At 29.0% G+C, this 17,283-nt stretch carries 15 protein-coding genes and 1 tRNA gene; 12 read left to right on the top strand and 4 right to left on the bottom strand.

Going from position 1 to position 17,283, the window contains the following annotated elements; all coding sequences use genetic code 11:
- The first annotated feature begins 98 nt into the window (after window positions 1–98).
- The 6 genes from H6553_05280 (at window position 99) to H6553_05255 (ending at window position 6,252) form a co-directional block, all read left to right on the top strand.
- Window positions 99–1,118: a DUF1016 domain-containing protein gene (locus H6553_05280; GenBank protein ID MCB9033228.1), complete on the top strand. Its 1,020-nt coding sequence runs from the start codon at window positions 99–101 to the stop codon at window positions 1,116–1,118.
- 8 nt (window positions 1,119–1,126) lie between these two features.
- Window positions 1,127–2,410 carry a DNA methyltransferase gene (locus H6553_05275; protein ID MCB9033227.1) on the top strand — a complete coding sequence of 428 codons (1,284 nt, stop codon included), beginning with the start codon at window positions 1,127–1,129 and terminating at the stop codon, window positions 2,408–2,410.
- Window positions 2,410–3,804: a hypothetical protein gene (locus H6553_05270; protein ID MCB9033226.1), complete on the top strand. Its 1,395-nt coding sequence runs from the start codon at window positions 2,410–2,412 to the stop codon at window positions 3,802–3,804. The genes H6553_05275 and H6553_05270 overlap by 1 nt, the downstream gene beginning before the upstream one ends.
- Window positions 3,805–3,806: 2 nt before the next feature.
- The gene (locus H6553_05265) at window positions 3,807–4,244 is read left to right on the top strand and encodes a hypothetical protein (GenBank protein MCB9033225.1); all 438 of its coding nucleotides are present in this window, start codon (window positions 3,807–3,809) and stop codon (window positions 4,242–4,244) included.
- Between the two features lie 617 nt (window positions 4,245–4,861).
- The gene (locus tag H6553_05260) at window positions 4,862–5,188 is read left to right on the top strand and encodes a helix-turn-helix domain-containing protein (GenBank protein MCB9033224.1); all 327 of its coding nucleotides are present in this window, start codon (window positions 4,862–4,864) and stop codon (window positions 5,186–5,188) included.
- Window positions 5,188–6,252, top strand: coding sequence for a protein rep (locus H6553_05255; protein MCB9033223.1), 1,065 nt, complete (start codon window positions 5,188–5,190; stop codon window positions 6,250–6,252). The genes H6553_05260 and H6553_05255 overlap by 1 nt, the downstream gene beginning before the upstream one ends.
- 72 nt (window positions 6,253–6,324) lie before the next feature.
- Here the strand turns inward: H6553_05255 and H6553_05250 are convergent.
- A tRNA-Arg gene (locus tag H6553_05250) sits at window positions 6,325–6,398 on the bottom strand.
- The gene (locus H6553_05245; protein ID MCB9033222.1) at window positions 6,376–6,633 is read right to left on the bottom strand and encodes a GIY-YIG nuclease family protein; all 258 of its coding nucleotides are present in this window, start codon (window positions 6,631–6,633) and stop codon (window positions 6,376–6,378) included. The genes H6553_05250 and H6553_05245 overlap by 23 nt, the downstream gene beginning before the upstream one ends.
- 138 nt (window positions 6,634–6,771) lie before the next feature.
- On the opposite strand from H6553_05245, the gene ung reads away from it, so the two are divergent.
- From ung to H6553_05215, 6 genes are all read left to right on the top strand, one after another.
- The gene (ung, locus tag H6553_05240; GenBank protein ID MCB9033221.1) at window positions 6,772–7,473 is read left to right on the top strand and encodes a uracil-DNA glycosylase; all 702 of its coding nucleotides are present in this window, start codon (window positions 6,772–6,774) and stop codon (window positions 7,471–7,473) included.
- 55 nt (window positions 7,474–7,528) lie between these two features.
- On the top strand, window positions 7,529–7,915 hold the full coding sequence (locus H6553_05235; protein MCB9033220.1) for a DUF423 domain-containing protein: 387 nt from the start codon (window positions 7,529–7,531) through the stop codon (window positions 7,913–7,915).
- 13 nt (window positions 7,916–7,928) lie between these two features.
- Window positions 7,929–10,415 carry a TonB-dependent receptor gene (locus tag H6553_05230; protein ID MCB9033219.1) on the top strand — a complete coding sequence of 829 codons (2,487 nt, stop codon included), beginning with the start codon at window positions 7,929–7,931 and terminating at the stop codon, window positions 10,413–10,415.
- Between the two features lie 298 nt (window positions 10,416–10,713).
- Window positions 10,714–11,328, top strand: a complete 615-nt coding sequence (locus H6553_05225; protein MCB9033218.1) for a radical SAM protein — start codon at window positions 10,714–10,716, stop codon at window positions 11,326–11,328.
- A 24-nt stretch (window positions 11,329–11,352) separates the two neighbouring features.
- Window positions 11,353–11,796, top strand: coding sequence for an ASCH domain-containing protein (locus H6553_05220; protein ID MCB9033217.1), 444 nt, complete (start codon window positions 11,353–11,355; stop codon window positions 11,794–11,796).
- A gap of 165 nt (window positions 11,797–11,961) precedes the next feature.
- Complete coding sequence (locus tag H6553_05215; protein ID MCB9033216.1) at window positions 11,962–15,159, top strand: caspase family protein; 3,198 nt, start codon at window positions 11,962–11,964, stop codon at window positions 15,157–15,159.
- 237 nt (window positions 15,160–15,396) lie between these two features.
- Here the strand turns inward: H6553_05215 and H6553_05210 are convergent, their stop codons facing one another.
- Both H6553_05210 and H6553_05205 read right to left on the bottom strand, forming a co-directional pair.
- On the bottom strand, window positions 15,397–16,167 hold the full coding sequence (locus H6553_05210; protein ID MCB9033215.1) for an aminotransferase class IV: 771 nt from the start codon (window positions 16,165–16,167) through the stop codon (window positions 15,397–15,399).
- Window positions 16,158–17,039, bottom strand: coding sequence for a hypothetical protein (locus H6553_05205; GenBank protein ID MCB9033214.1), 882 nt, complete (start codon window positions 17,037–17,039; stop codon window positions 16,158–16,160). Before H6553_05205 ends, H6553_05210 begins: the two co-directional genes overlap by 10 nt.
- Window positions 17,040–17,283: the final 244 nt, after the last annotated feature.

Genomic DNA, 17,283 nt, shown 5'->3' with positions numbered 1-17,283 from the left:
AGCTCCTCAATCAACCTAAGTAGGATACCCTACAATAACATGAAGTTATATTTCAATTGTTGCCGAACTTCTTAATCAATACAAAATTATAAAAATAAATGGCAAAAGAAAAAACTAATATACAATCTACCGAAATTCTGCTTTTTAATGAGTTATCACAACTTATAGAAAAAAACCAACAGCAAGTAATTAAACAAGTTAATAGTACACTTACCTTACTCTTTTGGCAAGTTGGCAATAGAATTAATCAAGATATATTAGATAATAAACGAGCCGATTATGCAAAAGCTATTGTAGCTAATCTTTCTATACAATTACAAAACAAATATGGCAATAATTTTGAGTTGAAAAACTTGCGTAGAATGATACAGTTTGCCAATCAATTCAACGATTTTCAAATTGTCGTTACACTGTCACGACAATTAAGTTGGTCGCATTTCTTAACACTATTACCATTAAAAGAAATGGAAGCAAAACTATTTTACGCTCAAAAAACAGCAATGGAGTTATTAAGTGTAAGAGATTTACGAAAACAAATTGCTACCAAAACTTACGAACGCACTCAGATTGCCAACTTGCAAATTATAGATAGTGAACAACTAACATCAAACACATTTAAAGACCCATATTTATTAGATTTTTTAGGATTACAAAATACTTATTTAGAAAACGACTTAGAACAGGCAATTTTACAAGAATTAGAAAATTTTATATTAGAATTAGGTAAAGGTTTTGCTTTTGTAGAAAGACAAAAAAGAATAATTATTGATGGTGATGATTTTTATTTAGATTTATTGTTTTATAACAGAAACCTAAAACGATTAGTTGCCATTGAGTTAAAAATAGGAAAGTTTGAAGCCAAACATAAAGGACAAATGGAACTATACTTAAAATGGCTAGATAAATACGAAAGAAAACAAGACGAATTAGCTCCAGTTGGTTTAATACTTTGTGCCGAAAGTAGCAGAGAGCAAATAGAACTATTAGAAATGCACAAAGACGGCATTATGGTTGCCGAATATTGGACAGAGCTACCTCCAAAAAAGAAATTAGAACAAAAACTACACGCTATAATAATAGAAGCAAGAGAACGATTAGAACGCAAAAAACTAAAATAACAACAACTATGGCTAAACAATGTAATATACAATACTATACACTAACCGACGATATGCTAAAAGAAGAAAAGCTACAATGGTTTGCACAAACGCAGTTTAAAGACATACCTTTTACACACATACAACCTGACAAAAACAACAATTGGATAAATATTGCCGATAACGACTTTGATACATTGTTACCTTTAGCAGACAAAGCAGTAAAACAAGGCAAAAGCAAAAAAGCATTGTTTGAGTTATTTTCTTTAGGTGTGGTAACAGCAAGAGATGAGTGGGTTTATGATTTTAAAGAAGAAAATATAATAGACAAAGTAAATTTTTTAATAGATGTATATAACCAAGGTTTAGAAAAACACAAAGGAAAAGATAAAGACGATATTAAGAATTTAGTAGATTACTCTATAAAATGGACAAGAGCAGTAAAAAATGATTTATCAAAAGGCAAGAAATATTTTTATGATGACAAACTAATTATTGATAGTTTATACAGACCTTTTATTAAAAAGAAATTGTATTTCAGCAAAGAACTAAATGAGATGCAATATCAATTACCTATTTTATTTTCAAATAAAAATTATGTAATAAGCATTTCAGGAGGGTCGTCATCAAAGCCATTTTCAGTATTGGTTACAGATACACCTTACTGTTATGATTTAATAGAAAAAACGCAATGCTTACCATTCTATCGTTACGATGCCAACGGAAACCAAATAGAAAATATAACCGATTGGGGTTTTAACCAATTTACTAAACAATATGGCAAAAAAGGCATTACCAAAGAAAGCATTTTTCATTATGTATATGGTGTATTACACAGTCCAGCATATCGCAAAAAATACGAACTCAATCTAAAAAGAGCGTTTCCACGCATACCATTGTATAGCAACTTTCAGCAATGGAGCAATTGGGGAAAGCAATTAATGGAATTACACTTAAACTACGAAACCATAGCACTTTACAATCTTACAGAAATTATTACAGACACCAAAGAAAAACCAAAAGCCAAATTAAAAGCAGACAAAGAAAACAACCTAATTATTTTAGATGAAAATACTACACTACAAAATATACCAACTTTAGCATGGCAATATAAATTAGGCAATCGCTCTGCTTTAGAATGGATTTTAGACCAGTACAAAGAAAAAAAGCCAAAAGACCCAACTATTGCCGAAAAATTTAATAACTACAAATTTGCCGACTATAAAACACAAGTAATAGAACTATTAAAAAGAGTATGTACAGTTAGTGTAAAAACTATGAAAATAATTGATGAAATGGAAAATGCAGAATAATGGAAAGTAAATTTTATTTTCAGTCAAACAATATAGAAGCATTAAACTTTTGCGATAGAAATATTGGATTTGAAGTTATTGGAGGTATTTACCAACCACCTTTTGCAATAATACCAACTAAAGGAGAATATCATAATTATTTAGAATGCAAAGGTTGCCAATCTAATCATGAAAAAATTAAATTAGACGCATTAAAATTTTATGATAAATTTCCTAATTGTTGTGAAAAGCATAAATTATTATACAAGATGCATGGCTTTGATAGAAAACTCTATGAAGATACTTCTACTTTAGTAGCAGACAAAGTCATTTTTACTAAAAACCACTATATGAATTGTTTACCAACCGATGATTGGTACAACGAAATAACTGACTATTTTACCTTTGTTGTTCATAGTTTTGGTAGTATTCCAGTAGAATGTGGAAGTGTTCCGTATGCAAATCATTTTTTTCATTATATCAAACAAATAATTAATAATCTTAAAGTAGATAAAAAACTTATAGAACGAAAAAAAAGAATATTACATTTTATAAATAATTATGGAAAAGTTGATAAAGACAGACCAAAAGTAAGTTTAAATGTATTAGTACAGACTTACGAAAAATGGTATAAAATATTTCCTTTTGAATTGAGTTTCTTTAAACATTTAAAGCAAGATTTTAGTAAAATTCCAATAGGTATAGGCAAACCTCATTACAACAAATATTTAGAGGCAACTTCTATAAAACCATTTACGAAAAATGAATTGATAGATTTTTTACTTAATTTAACTAATCAAATTTTAACTAATATAAATACAAAAACACTTTATGAGCAAGGTAAACTAACAGAACCTAACAAAATTAAATTAGAACTTATACTACAAAGCAGAGAACTTAAAATAAAAAAAGGATATATCAACAAACCAATAGACGATGAACAACAATATAGGAAAATACTAAAATCATGGTTTAATGATGAAAAGCAATTTATTAGCGAATTAATACCACTACTAAACGACTTGCCTCCACAAAATGATAAAAATACAGAAGCACCAAAAGAAACTGAAACCGAAAATGATGTTTTAGAATCTACTATTGAAGATTATTTGTTTGACTTTAAAGAACGAATGTTAGAAACAGATTATACTTTATTAGTATCGTCATTAAAAACTTATTTTACAACAGGACAATTTCCTACAAAATGTTCAATAATAAAAATAAAAGGCAAAGTAAATATTAAAAAATTTGGCTGGGCTTTAAACCAACTATATCGTAGCGAAAAAAATGGCACTTTGCCTTATGAATATTTGCTATTTGCAAAAAACAATATATCTATATTCAAATCCGTTTCCTTTAATAATAAAGATTATAAAAAAACTACTTTATATAAATATTTTACTACAAAACAATAGATATGGAAAATAATATTTTTTGTCAAAAGTGTGGCTTAGAAATGAAAGAATTAGAATTGTACATTGCTATTGCTCCATGTTGGAAATGTAACGAAAGTATGAAACTTGCTTTTATTAAAGGTGTAGAACTTGATATTATTAGAAAGCAATCTACTGCTATTGCACCAGCTTTTTTTAAAGAAAATGAATTAAAATTAGCACAATCAAAAGGTGTTATTATTAAAGATAATTATAGTAATTCAATTAATAATTCATATTATGCTAATACTTGTCCTAACTGTAATGATTTTATAGGCAATCATTATTTATTTACAGAATATGTAAGCCCAACAATAAATGCTAATGAGTTTGAATATCAAAAATATAATTTAGGTTTTTGTTGCGATAGTTGTGATTATGATGCATTAAACATAAACGATGATTATGATGAAACTTTTTAATTAAAGTTTGCATATATTTGTAGTGTGGAGCGAGACGCTAAGCTTAACAGTTAAGCACAATCCCAGAGACTAAGAGGTAAGGACATAGCACCTTACCTCATTTTTTATTTATGGAAATCTATATAAAAATTTCTTGTAAACTTTTTAATTAATTTTGCATATATTTGTATTAGGAGCGAGATGCTAAACCTAACAGTTAAGCACAATCCCAAAGGTTAGGAGGTACGGCATAGTCTTTACCTCCATTTTTATTTATGGAAATCTTTATAAAAATTTCTTGTAAACTTTTTAATTAAAGTTTGCGTATATTTGTAATGTAGGGGTTGTACCATTAAGTTGACGCCTTTATACAGGTGGATGCATCTTTTTGAGTATTCGCCTATTTTTAATGTGTAAGCGATATTTATAATACCAATTACCACCTATTGGAGTTATTATTTTAATAGCTCCTTTTTCATTTTAAGATATAATTTCTGTTTTTATTGTTATCTATTCGCTAAGTTTTACAAAAAATAACGCACCAAAACTATAATAAAATAAGGGTGTCCACCAAATCCACCAAATTCACCTTTTTATCCACCAAATCCACTTTTCATATTTGGCAAAAATAATTTGTCATGTATAATCCATTTGATGTAATAGACGAAAGGTTAGAAAGAATAGAAAATTTTTTAGCAATACTTACCAATCAATCAACTAATGGTAAATCTCAAAATGATATTACTGAATTTCTAACTGTAGAACAAACAGCCGAATTTTTGTCTTTATCTATTCCTACAATTTATGGTTTAATTTCTAAAAAAGAACTACCAGTAATGAAGCGAGGCAAAAGATGCTATTTCGATAAAACAGAATTAGTAGCATACTTAAAAGCAGGTCGTAAAAAAACGAAAGCAGAAATTAAAGCTAAAGCAGAAAATCATTTTGTAAAAAATACTAAGTAATGAACGAAAGCAACAATAAATTGCTTTTGGGTAGAGGTGTACATACATTAGCACAAAGCAAGACAAGTAAAATTGTAAAAACCTCCACAAAGCCAATGATTATAGTAAATGGTAAAGGTTCAGATATTTCAAACAATGAATTAGTTTTTGCAAGAAACAAAAGAAAGTTAATCACACAAAAGTTAGCACTTTGCTTAATTGATGTTGCTGCGAAAAAAGGACATAAAGATTGCTTAAAAGAATATTGGAATACCTATTATTGTTTGAATGAATTAATAAGTGATGGCAATCGAGTTTATGGTAATTACTGCAAAAATAGAATTTGTACAGTGTGTAGTGGAAATAGAAAAGCAGAACTAATTAATAAGTACCTACCAGTTATCAATAAATGGGAAACGCCTTACTTTGTAACGCTAACTATAAAAAGTGTTTCTGCTACAAAATTAAATGCTATGATGAAAGCAGTAATGCGTGGTTTCCGACTAATCATAAATAAATACAAGAAAAGAAACTTGCGTGGCAATGATATAAAATTACAAGGCATAAAATCTTTAGAATGCAATTTTAATCCAAAAGATAAAATATATAATCCACATTTTCACATCATAGTACCAAACGAATTAACAGCAGATATATTAATAAAAGAATGGCTATATTATTGCAACAGAAAGAAAGGCACATTTTGGGCAAGTAAAAAAGCACAACACAAGGTGAAAATCTTTGATAACGAAATTTGCTTAGTGGAGGTAATTAAATATGGTAGTAAAATTATTACAAAACCTAAAAATAATGAGGAGATTCCAGCTAAAATATATGTCAATGCACTACACAATATTTTAAGAGCTATGAAAGGACTTAGAATATTTGAACGCTTTGGTTTTAACTTACCTAAACAACATAATGAAGAAAATATGCAATGTATTAAAGACTACGATATATTAAGATACAATGCAGATTGTAATGATTGGATAGATATACACGATGGAATAATACTATCAAATTATAGCTTACCTAATGAGCTAAAGCAATTGCTCAATAACAACATCGATTTAGTTTTAGAGTAGTTTTAAATGCAAATTGTATGCAAATAAAAAAAGGGTCATGCATTTATATCACATAACCCTTTGATTTTCAAGTGATCGCGACACGATTCGAACGTGTGACCGACTGCTTAGAAGGCAGTTGCTCTATCCAGCTGAGCTACGCGACCATTTTGCTTTTATATATTCCCTTCCTACACCACTTTTTAAGTATTTTTCTCTCTTTCTTGCTTCAATTCTATCTGAATGAACTTCTTTAAAAAAGAGTATCCAAGGTATATATGCTTTTGTTGATTTTGTATATCCAGCATTATGTTCTTTTAACCTTTTTTCTACATCACCGCTCATTCCAATATAAAAACGATTAAAATTAACACTTTTCAAAACATATACATAATATCCCATATTTTTTCAAATAACTTTGGTTGTTGCTCTATCTCTACCTGTCGGTAGACAGGCAGCTGAGCTACGCGACCATTTTGCTAAAAGCGATTGCAAAGATATTTTTATTTCCTTATATTTCAAAAAAAATAGTTTAAAATAATGTCAAATATCATTCAAATTGAAGAAAGCTGGAAAGAAATACTGCATAACGAATTTGAACAAGCTTACTTTTTAGCACTCAAAAACTTTTTAATTTCAGAAAAACAACAAGGTAAAATCATCTATCCAAAAGGCAACGATATTTTTAATGCTTTTGCACTTACACCATTTAATAATGTAAAAGTCGTTATTCTTGGTCAAGATCCATATCATGGAAAAAATCAAGCACATGGTTTGTGTTTTTCAGTACAACATGGCATTAAACCACCACCATCTTTGGTAAATATATATAAAGAGTTACAACAAGATTTACATTGCACTATTCCTAATCATGGTAATTTAACAGAATGGGCTGAGCAAGGTGTGTTCTTATTAAATACTATTTTAACCGTAGAAGCAAGTAAACCAGCATCTCATCAAAAAAAAGGTTGGGAAAATTTTATAGATGCAGTTATTCAAGCAATATCTACACATAATAGTGGCATAGTATTTTTATTATGGGGAAAACATGCTCAAAATAAAGCTTCGTTAATTGATGCTAACAAACACCATATTTTACAAGCAGCACATCCATCTCCTTTTTCGGCTCACAACGGATTTTTTGGTTGCAAACACTTTTCTACGACTAATAAATTATTAAAACAGCAAAATAAAAATATAATTAATTGGCAAATTACAAATACTAGTCCAACGCTTTTTTAACATTCATTATAAAAAATTAATAATAAGTTTATGCTAGAAGCGTAACTTTGCATCAATGAAAATTTTTGGACTAATTGCATCTGCTTATGGTATGCTAGGTGTTGCTTTAGGTGCGTTTGGAGCACATGCTTTAAAGGAAAAGCTAAATGATTATCAGCATATTATTTTTGAAAAAGCTGTATTTTATCAATTTGTGCATGCATTGGTTCTACTAGTTGTTTTTTTGTTAGCACAACATATAAAAAATCAATATTTACAAATAAGTGCATATTGTTTTGCTTTCGGAATTTTATTCTTTTCTGGTTCTTTATATTTATTAGCTTGTAAAGATTTATTACATCTAGGAAATCTGACTAAAATTATTGGACCAATTACACCAATCGGTGGATTGCTTTTTATAATTGGTTGGATTATGTTATTTTTAACCATCTTAAAATCGTAAAAACCCAAATTAAATGAAAAAATATTTATTTCTACTAATGAGTATTTGTATTACAAGTATTCAATTAAACGCTCAAAATATACCTGCTATTGGCATTGCTAAAGGAAAAATGGTAGATGAAAATAAAGAACCATTGGCTTATGCTTCTGTTGTACTAACTAACTTAAAAGATAGTACACTACAATATGGTTCGCTTACCGACGACAATGGTGTTTTTTCTATTGATGCAATACAACTTGGTGCTTATAAAGCAGTACTTAGTTTTTTAGGTTATCAAGATTATATTGTAGAAAAGTTAATGATTATTCCGCCAGATAATGTAGAAGTAAACTTAGGTACTATTGAAATGAAACCAGACGAACAAGTATTACAAGAAGTACAAATTACTGCTGAAAAAGCTGTAATGGAATTAAAAGCTGATAAAAAAGTATTTAATGTAGAAAAAAGTGCTTTAGCAAGTGGTGGAACTGCTACAGATGTTCTAAAACAAATTCCTACTGTAGATGTAGATTATGATGGTGGTATTTCTATAAGAGGTTCTTCTAATTTACAAGTATTTATTAATGGTAGACCTTCTGGAATTACTGGTGCAAATACGCAAGCTATATTACAATCTATTCCAGCTAATACCATAGAAAGTGTAGAAATTATCAATAATCCATCTGCAAAATATGATGCAGAAGGCGAAGGTGGTATCATTAATATTATATTGAAAAAAGATGTAAAGCAAAAAGGTGTTAATGGTAATTTTAGTATTGGTTATGGTACTAAATACGATGCTAATGCTGGTTTTTTTATCAATGTAAAGAAAGATAAAATAAATTATTCTGCTAATTATGGTTTTAATTTTATTGAAACTTTTTGGAAAGGTTTTAACGATAGAAAAAACACATTGCCAACTTTAACCAATTATTTAAATTCTAATGATTATTCTACTAGTCATAAAATAAATAATACATTATCCAATAACTTAGATATTCAAATTAATGATAAAAATGCATTAACTTTTAATACAACTTTCAATACAGGTATTAGTAATGATGAAGGTGATGTTGAAACAGAGTTTTTAGATTCGGCAGCAATATTGTATAACTATTACAAAAGAAATTATACTGATCATCAAAATGACTACAATACAGATAATACTCTAACTTATACTAAGACATTCGATAAAAAAGGTCAGAATTTAATTGTAACTGGTAATTATTCTTTTTTTAAACAACAAGAAAATCCAGAATATTATCAACCAAGTTATTTTTTAGATCAATCAATTAATGAAACTATTTTAGCTACTCAAGAACACAATGTTTCTAAAGATATTAATCACACTACTTACGGACAAATTGACTATGCTCAGCCATTTGAAAAAGCCAATGGTTTACTAGAAGTTGGTGCAAAAAGTGCTTATAGAAATATTTTAAACGACTTTACATCAGACAGTCTAAATAGAACAACGCTTAGTTTTGAACAAAATAATGGTTTAAGCAATCAATTCAGATATAAAGAAATAATCAATGCATCATATGTTATCTATGGTGGTTCGTATAAAAACTTTTCCTATAAAGGTGGTGTAAGAATGGAGCATTCTATCATAAAAGGCAATCAGTCGGTTGGAAATGTCAACTTCACCAATAAATATATTAGCTTTTTCCCTTCCGCTTATTTGGCTCAAAAGTTTGAAAAAGGTCATGAGATTTCACTACAATATAGAAGAAGCATCAATAGACCCAGAAGTAGAATGTTAAATCCATTTGGAGAATATTCAGATCCATACAATATAAGAGTAGGAAATCCAAACTTAAAACCAGTTTTTACAGAATCTTTAGAATTTAGCTATGTGAAAAATTTTAAAAATGTGTTTTTAACAAGTTCTGTGTTTTTTAAATATTCTAAAAATCCGTATACAAGGTATAGAACGCTAGACAGCAATGGTGTGGCGACACTAGATTTTGGCAACTTAGACAATAGTAAAGATGTTGGTTTAGAGTTGATATTAAGAACTCAAATTACAAAATGGTGGAATATTATGACCAATGCTAACTTGTTTGGCAATATTATTAGTGGTTCTGTTCCTAGCACTGGCGAGGTTTCTAATCAAAACATCAATAGTTTTCAGTGGAATATAAGAATGATAAGTAATATGACTGTTTGGAAAAAGACAGCAAGTATTCAAGTAATGTGGTTTTATAGAGGCAAACGAAAATTCTTACAAGGCGAATTAAAACCGTTTACTTTTGTAAATATTGGATTCAAAAAAGATTTCTTAAAAGACAATAAAGCGACGATTGCTCTTAATATTTCTGATATATTTAACACCATGAAGTTTAGAGTAAGTAGTGTTTCTGATAACTTTAGTGGTTTTGTAGAAAGAGATTGGGAAAGTTTAAGATTAAATGTAACTTTTACTTATAACTTCGGAAAGAAGCCAAATAGTACCTATAACAAGAAGAAAAAAGACCACTTCATAGATGAAGACAATTCAGATGCTGGTGGAATGTAGGAAATAAGCTGGGTTTGGTTTATTTTTAGTTTAAAAATGAATAATCAATATATCTATTGTAGAATTTTTGAGAAAAACAAATAAAATTGTGGTCTACCTGTCGATACCATGTCTGCCGACAGGTAGAGACAGGCAATCTTAAACTATGAACTGTTATAAAGTAGATTACCTGTTAGATTTCGCTACTTTCATTCCTAGTAAAAACGACTCTCAATTAGTTATTATATTTTTAAACCAAACTTATGCTACTACTTAAAAACGCTTGTAATATTTATAAGCGTTTTTTTATTTTTGAGCAATGAATTTTAATACCAATACGCAAATTCCTGTAATGGAACATTTTTACACTTTGCAAGGCGAAGGAAAATATAGTGGTACTGCTGCTTATTTTATTCGTTTGGCTGGTTGTGATGTTGGTTGTCATTGGTGTGATGTAAAAGATTCTTGGACGGTAACTAAAAATCAACTTGTAAAAATTGATGATTTAGTTAAAACAATACGACAAACGCCAACTCAAATTGTAGTTATTACTGGTGGCGAACCTTTACTGTATAATTTAACTGCATTGTGTAATGCATTACATCTACAAAATTATCGTATTCATTTAGAAACTTCTGGTGCTTATGCTTTATCTGGTAATTTTGATTGGATTTGCGTCTCGCCAAAAAAATTCAAACCTTGTTTAAAATCAATGCTTGAAATTGCCAATGAACTTAAAGTCATTGTGTATAATCAATCTGATTTTAAATTTGCAGAAGACAATGCATTACTTATAAATTCTAATTGTCAATTATTACTTCAACCAGAAGAAAGTAAACAAGAAAAAGTTTTACCTAGTATTATTACTTACATCAAAGAAAATCCAAAGTGGCAACTATCATTACAAACACATAAATATTTAAATATTCCATAAAATACAACACTATCTTTAGCACAAATATGGAATGACTTCTTAAAGCAAAATCCTAGTAATAAAACCAAAGACTTACCTACTGCTTTTTATTTCTGCGATAATGAAAAAAGTGCGAATGAATGTGCCGAATTAGTTGTAAAAGGAATAAAACAAGCTACTGTTGGTGCTTTATTTTCCTATGAAATTAATAATGAAGCATTACCAAAAGTTGGAGAACAATTTATTGTTACCGACTGGAATGGAAATGCTAAAGCAATTATTGAAACAACAAATGTAACACTTACACCATATAATAAAATAACTGCAACATTTGCAGCATTAGAAGGCGAAGGAGACAAATCTCTTGCTTATTGGAAAAGAGTACACAAAGCATTTTTCACAAGAGAAATGCAAAGTTATGATTTACCATTTGATGAAAATATGATATTGGTCTGCGAAACATTTAAAACTATTTATAAAGTTGAATAAATAAACCACTATGATTGAAAGTCAAATGCAATAAAATGCATAATTTTAACTATTCTGTAATCAATAAAATTAACACTTACAGTAGAAATGATAGTATGCTTTAAAAATTTTTAACAACATATCTGAAATTTTTACTATATTTTAGCAAGAAAAAAATTATTAATTATGAAGAACTTACTTTTTTTATTGTTTAGTTTATTTTTAGTCAGTAATATTCAAGCCCAAACTGCTCTAAACAGTATTGAAACTGCAGAATTAGATAAAGCCGATTTTACATATAGTAAGTACAAGAAAAATGTTTACTTATGTGCATCTTATAATTCAAGTACAGGAGAACCTACTAGTAAATTATTTCAATCTTGGGATATTAAACAAGGTGGTGGCTCTGTTTATATGGTGTATAATAATGGAGGCAGTGCAATAAAAACCGATAAAACACTTTCATTATTTATTGATAAATTGAAAAATGATGGAACTAAAAACTATAAAATTTACGATACTGAACATTTTGATGTAAAAAGTGGTAGTTCTTTTGCTACATATAATTACATCTTTAAAGAAGCTGGTTTTTATAAAATAGCAGTTTATCAAGATGGAAAATACTTAGCAACTACATATACTATAATTACAGTTGAAGGAAAACGGGAAGATGCAGCAAGCAATAATTATTCTAGTAATAATAATTACACTAGCAACTCTGATGCAGCAAACGATTTACTAAAAGCAGATTTAAAGTATTCAAAATACAAAAAAAATGTATACTTATGTAACGATTACAACCAATCTACTGGAGAAATAGATAATAATGATATTAGTAATAATTGGAATAGTTTAGGTTTTGTATATATCGTTTATAATAATGGAAGTGCTGCAATTGATACAAAAAACAATCTTTCTCTATTTATAGATAAAGCAAAAGAGGATGGTTCTGGCGAATATAAAATTTACGACACAGAATCTTTTGATGTTAAAAGCGGAAAATCTTGGGCAATGTACGACTACGAATTCAAAGAAGCTGGTATCTATAAAATTATGGTCTATCAAGATGGAAAGTACTTAGCTACTACTTATGCACAAATTAATGATCTGAATAAAACTAGCTCTAACAACAACTCAAATAATGAAACTAAATATACTTATAACAACAACGGAAAAGAAAGTATAAAATTAGTGGCTACTTACAATAACAATACAGGCGATTATACTGACGAAGCTTCTGCTTGGAATATTACAGACGATGCATCTTACATTTATGTTTACTATGATAATGCAGGAAGCAAAATGACTGGTACTACTTGGTTGTATATTGATAAAAAAAATGAAAAAGGAGATTATGTACCATACGGAACTGAAGAATTTGAAAACGGAAATACATGGTCGGTGTACGATTTTAACTTTAAAGATGCTGGCGATTACAAAATCTCTGCTGTAAAAGAATTAAAATATTTGGCTACAACTTATGCTACCGTTTCTAAAAAAGGAAGCAACAATAACTACTCATCAAACAACAGCGATAAAACAATATCTCTTTGCGAAGATTATAACAAAACTACAGGAAAACCATCTGGTATTTATACCACTTGGAATATAAAAGAAGATGGAGGTTATGTATATGTAGTCTATGAAAATGGTGGTAAAAAAATCAACGATAAATTGTGGTTGTATGTAGATAAAGAAAATACTAGTGGAAACTATATTGCATACGATACCAAAACTTTCGACAATACAGATGGCAAGTCATGGGCAATGTACGACTACAATTTCAAAGAACCAGGCAATTATAAAATCTCTGCTGTTAACTCATTTGGAGAACAAGCATCTGTAGAAGCAACTATAAAATTTACAGATGGTGTTAAAGTTGAAGAAAAGAAAACCATAGCACTTTGCGAATCTTACGATGATTACGGAAACGCAGTTGGTATTAATAATACTTGGCTTATTCCAAATGATGGTGGTTGGGTATATATTTTATTTGATAATGGAAGTGGAAAAGTAGGCAATGAAGACTACGCTTTATACATCGATAAAAAAAATACATCTACAGGTAAGTATGATATTTTTGATACCAAATATTTTAATGGAAAAGGCAATAATTGGTCGGTATACGATTACAACTTTAAAGATGCAGGAGATTATAAAATTAGTGCTGCAAAAGATGGAAAAATAATAGCTACTACAGAAGCCACTATTAAATACAAAACTACTAGTACTAAAACCGAAAATAAATATGCAGACAAAGTAGATACTTGGTACTACGATGGCTCTGATATATTAGTTGGTACTAGCAAATATTCTAGCGGAAGTCTTGGTGGAATTGCTACAGATTTTACTATACCAAGTTCAGGAAAAACATTGTATTTTCAGTATAAAGATGACAAAGCTTGCAAAGCAATAAAAGCTACTATTAAAATTTTTAATGGTGACAATTATAGCAACTTAGTAGAAACAAAAACCATGTTGCTTAATCCAGACCAAAAGAATTTTAACTTTGAGTACAACTTTAAAGATGCAGGAAAATATAAAGTTTCTGTTTATAACGAAGACGAAACTTTTATGAACTTAGCAATATTTACAGTTTCAAAAGAGCAAAGTTCTTATACTAACAATAGTAATAATAATGTAAATTATAACAATTCTAATAGTTATAAACAAGAACAAAGCTATAAAACAAGCGACAAAGGCAAACGCTTTGCACTAGTAGTAGGAAACGGAAACTATGCATATGCAGGTCAATTGCCAAATCCAGTACACGATGCAGAAGAAATGGCAAAATCATTAAAAGCATGTGGTTTTGAAGTTATTTTACTAATCAACACATCAAAAAAACAACTTAACGAAGCCATCAATCAATTTGGGCAATCTATTATTAGCAATAAAGATGCTATTGGAATGATATTTTACGCAGGACATGGTATACAAGCTAAAGGAGAAAATTATTTAATTCCTATAGATGCACAACTTATGGTAGAAGGCGACTTAGAGTACGAATGTGTGAATGTTGGAAAAATCCTATCTAAAATGGATGCAGCCAAAAACCAAATGAACATCATAGTACTAGATGCTTGTAGAAATAATCCATTTGAAAGATCTTGGTCTAGAAATGCCAACGGAAATGGACTAGCAAGTATGAATGCACCGGAAGGAACAATCATTGCCTATTCTACTAATCCAGGTAATGTAGCATCAGATGGAAGTGGTTATAACTCACCATATACAACAGCATTCTTAGGTAACTTACAAAAATCTGGTTTAACCATAGAAAAAGTACTAAAAAATATTGCCTTAGAATTAAAAACAACTATGCCAGGACAAATGCCATGGTATAGCTCATCAATTACAGGCGATTTTTACTTTAGACCATAATAAAAAACATAGTCATAGTTTAAACCTATGACCATTTAATCTAAAAAGAGTGTATTAAAAAATACACTCTTTTTTATACTAACCTAATTTTAACTTAAGTAACCATGTGGTGTAACTCATGGTATAATATCATTACTTGTTAAGAAGTAGTCTAATACTAATTAGTATAATAGACATGTCATCAAAATTTTCGAAATAGACAATATAAATAAACAGTACTAAGTTTTACTACATATCTCAAACCATTTCTATTGAAAAATGTTCTCGTAAAATATTTTTCCAGTATTGATGTATTAGTTTAACTATATTGTCATTATAAATATGATTACCAAATTGTTGTACTGATTGAATGCCACGCAAAGCATTGCTTACAAAAACAGCATCTGCATCGTAAAAATTTTGAATACTAAGTGATTTTTCTATGATTGTATACTTTGTATTGTACTGTAAAAAGCATTGTCGTGCTACACCTGCTACAATATTATCGCTGAGTTTTGGTGTAAACAACTGCTCTCCTTTTATCAAGAAAAGATTATAAATACTACAATCTGCAACAAATCCATTTTCGTTTTCAATAATTGCATCATCAAAATTGTTTTGTTGAGCAAAATTGCGTGCATTGTCGTATATTTTTCTGTCGTTGGTTTTGCAATTGGTAAAAATATTAGTACTAATTTTTTCTTCGCTATAATGTGTTAGTCGAATGCCTTTTTCATTGAGTGTATAAATATTATAAGGAACAGTACTTAATTCCATCGTCCATTTTTCTTCAATATTGGCTTTTAATGGAAAAAACTCTACCAATAATCTACATTTATTTGCTTCTTGACTAATACCTGAAGTACTTTCTAATAGTTTATTGATTTTCAGTACAATATCATCAATAGAGAGAATACAGTTGATTTTCAAGAAACTCTCTTGTAGTCGTTTTGCATGCAAAGAAAGCAAAGGAATTTTATTGTGTTGCACAAACATCGTTTCTATAAATCCAATATAGTTTACATCCATCGAAATACTAAAAAAGTGATTAAAAATTGTACTATCATAGAACCATCGTAAATGTATTTTACTTGTTCTTTATTGATTGTCGTGATTTTCTTTTTGGTATATACTAGCAAAAAAGTATTCAACAACATATAAGCTATTCCTATGGTAATGTGTTGTATAGTGATACTTGAAAAAGTACTAAAGAAAAGTATCCAAAGCACTAGTTGAATTAGCCAAAGTATCAATAATATCATTTGACTTGTTTTGATTCCGAAAACTGTAGGAATAGTTTTAACACCAACTGCTTTATCGTATGGAAAATCGTTCATATCAAACGGTAGTGTTATAAATAAAATAAATACAAATTGCGTTATAAAAAGCAATACATTTCTCGTAGGAAAATCTTGCCATATATTGAGCTCTACAATTGGTAAAATAATACAAGCAACCGACCACACTCCTGCTATTAAAAACAATTTTATAAATGGAATTTCTCTGAGTTTTATCCATTTGCTTTGGTATTTTATAATTGGAATTGGATATAAAAACGAAATGCATCCTACAATAAATAAAAAATACAATACATTTTTATGAATAAAAAATACACTAATAAATACGAGTATTGCTGCTACAATAAGTAGTATATTATTGATAATTGGATATTTTTCCATGTAGTGAAAAACACTATCGTTTTTATGTGTATAAGCATCTTTTTTGAAGTAAAACCATCTGCTAAATTGATAGACTAGCCAAGTAGAACTAAACACGAGTAGAATGACTTCTTTTAAATGGTTAATTGGCAATTCTAATAAGTAAGCATTACTCAATAAAAAACAGACTGCAGCAATAGCAATAAATAAGTTGGTTTGTATGAGTACTCTTAAAATAAGCACTTACAAGTATACCAAAAATAATGGATTATGTAAAACATTGTTATTGTTTAGTAGCTTGTATGTATTCCTTTCTAGTGAGTAAGTTACTGCATTGGATTTTAATGCTTGTTGATAGCTCTTGTTACAAGCAAATAGTGATAAAGACAATACAATAATATGATAAAGGTTTTCCTCATAAAATGTTGGCAAACATATGGCTATTTATTAAGAATACAAAGCTAATGGCTTTATAGTTAAAGAAAGT

The organism is Chitinophagales bacterium (assembly GCA_020636535.1).
GTDB lineage: Bacteria > Bacteroidota > Bacteroidia > Chitinophagales > JADIYW01 > JADJSS01.
The sequence above is the reverse complement of the archived record's forward strand: the minus strand, read 5'-3'. Positions and strand labels throughout refer to the sequence as shown.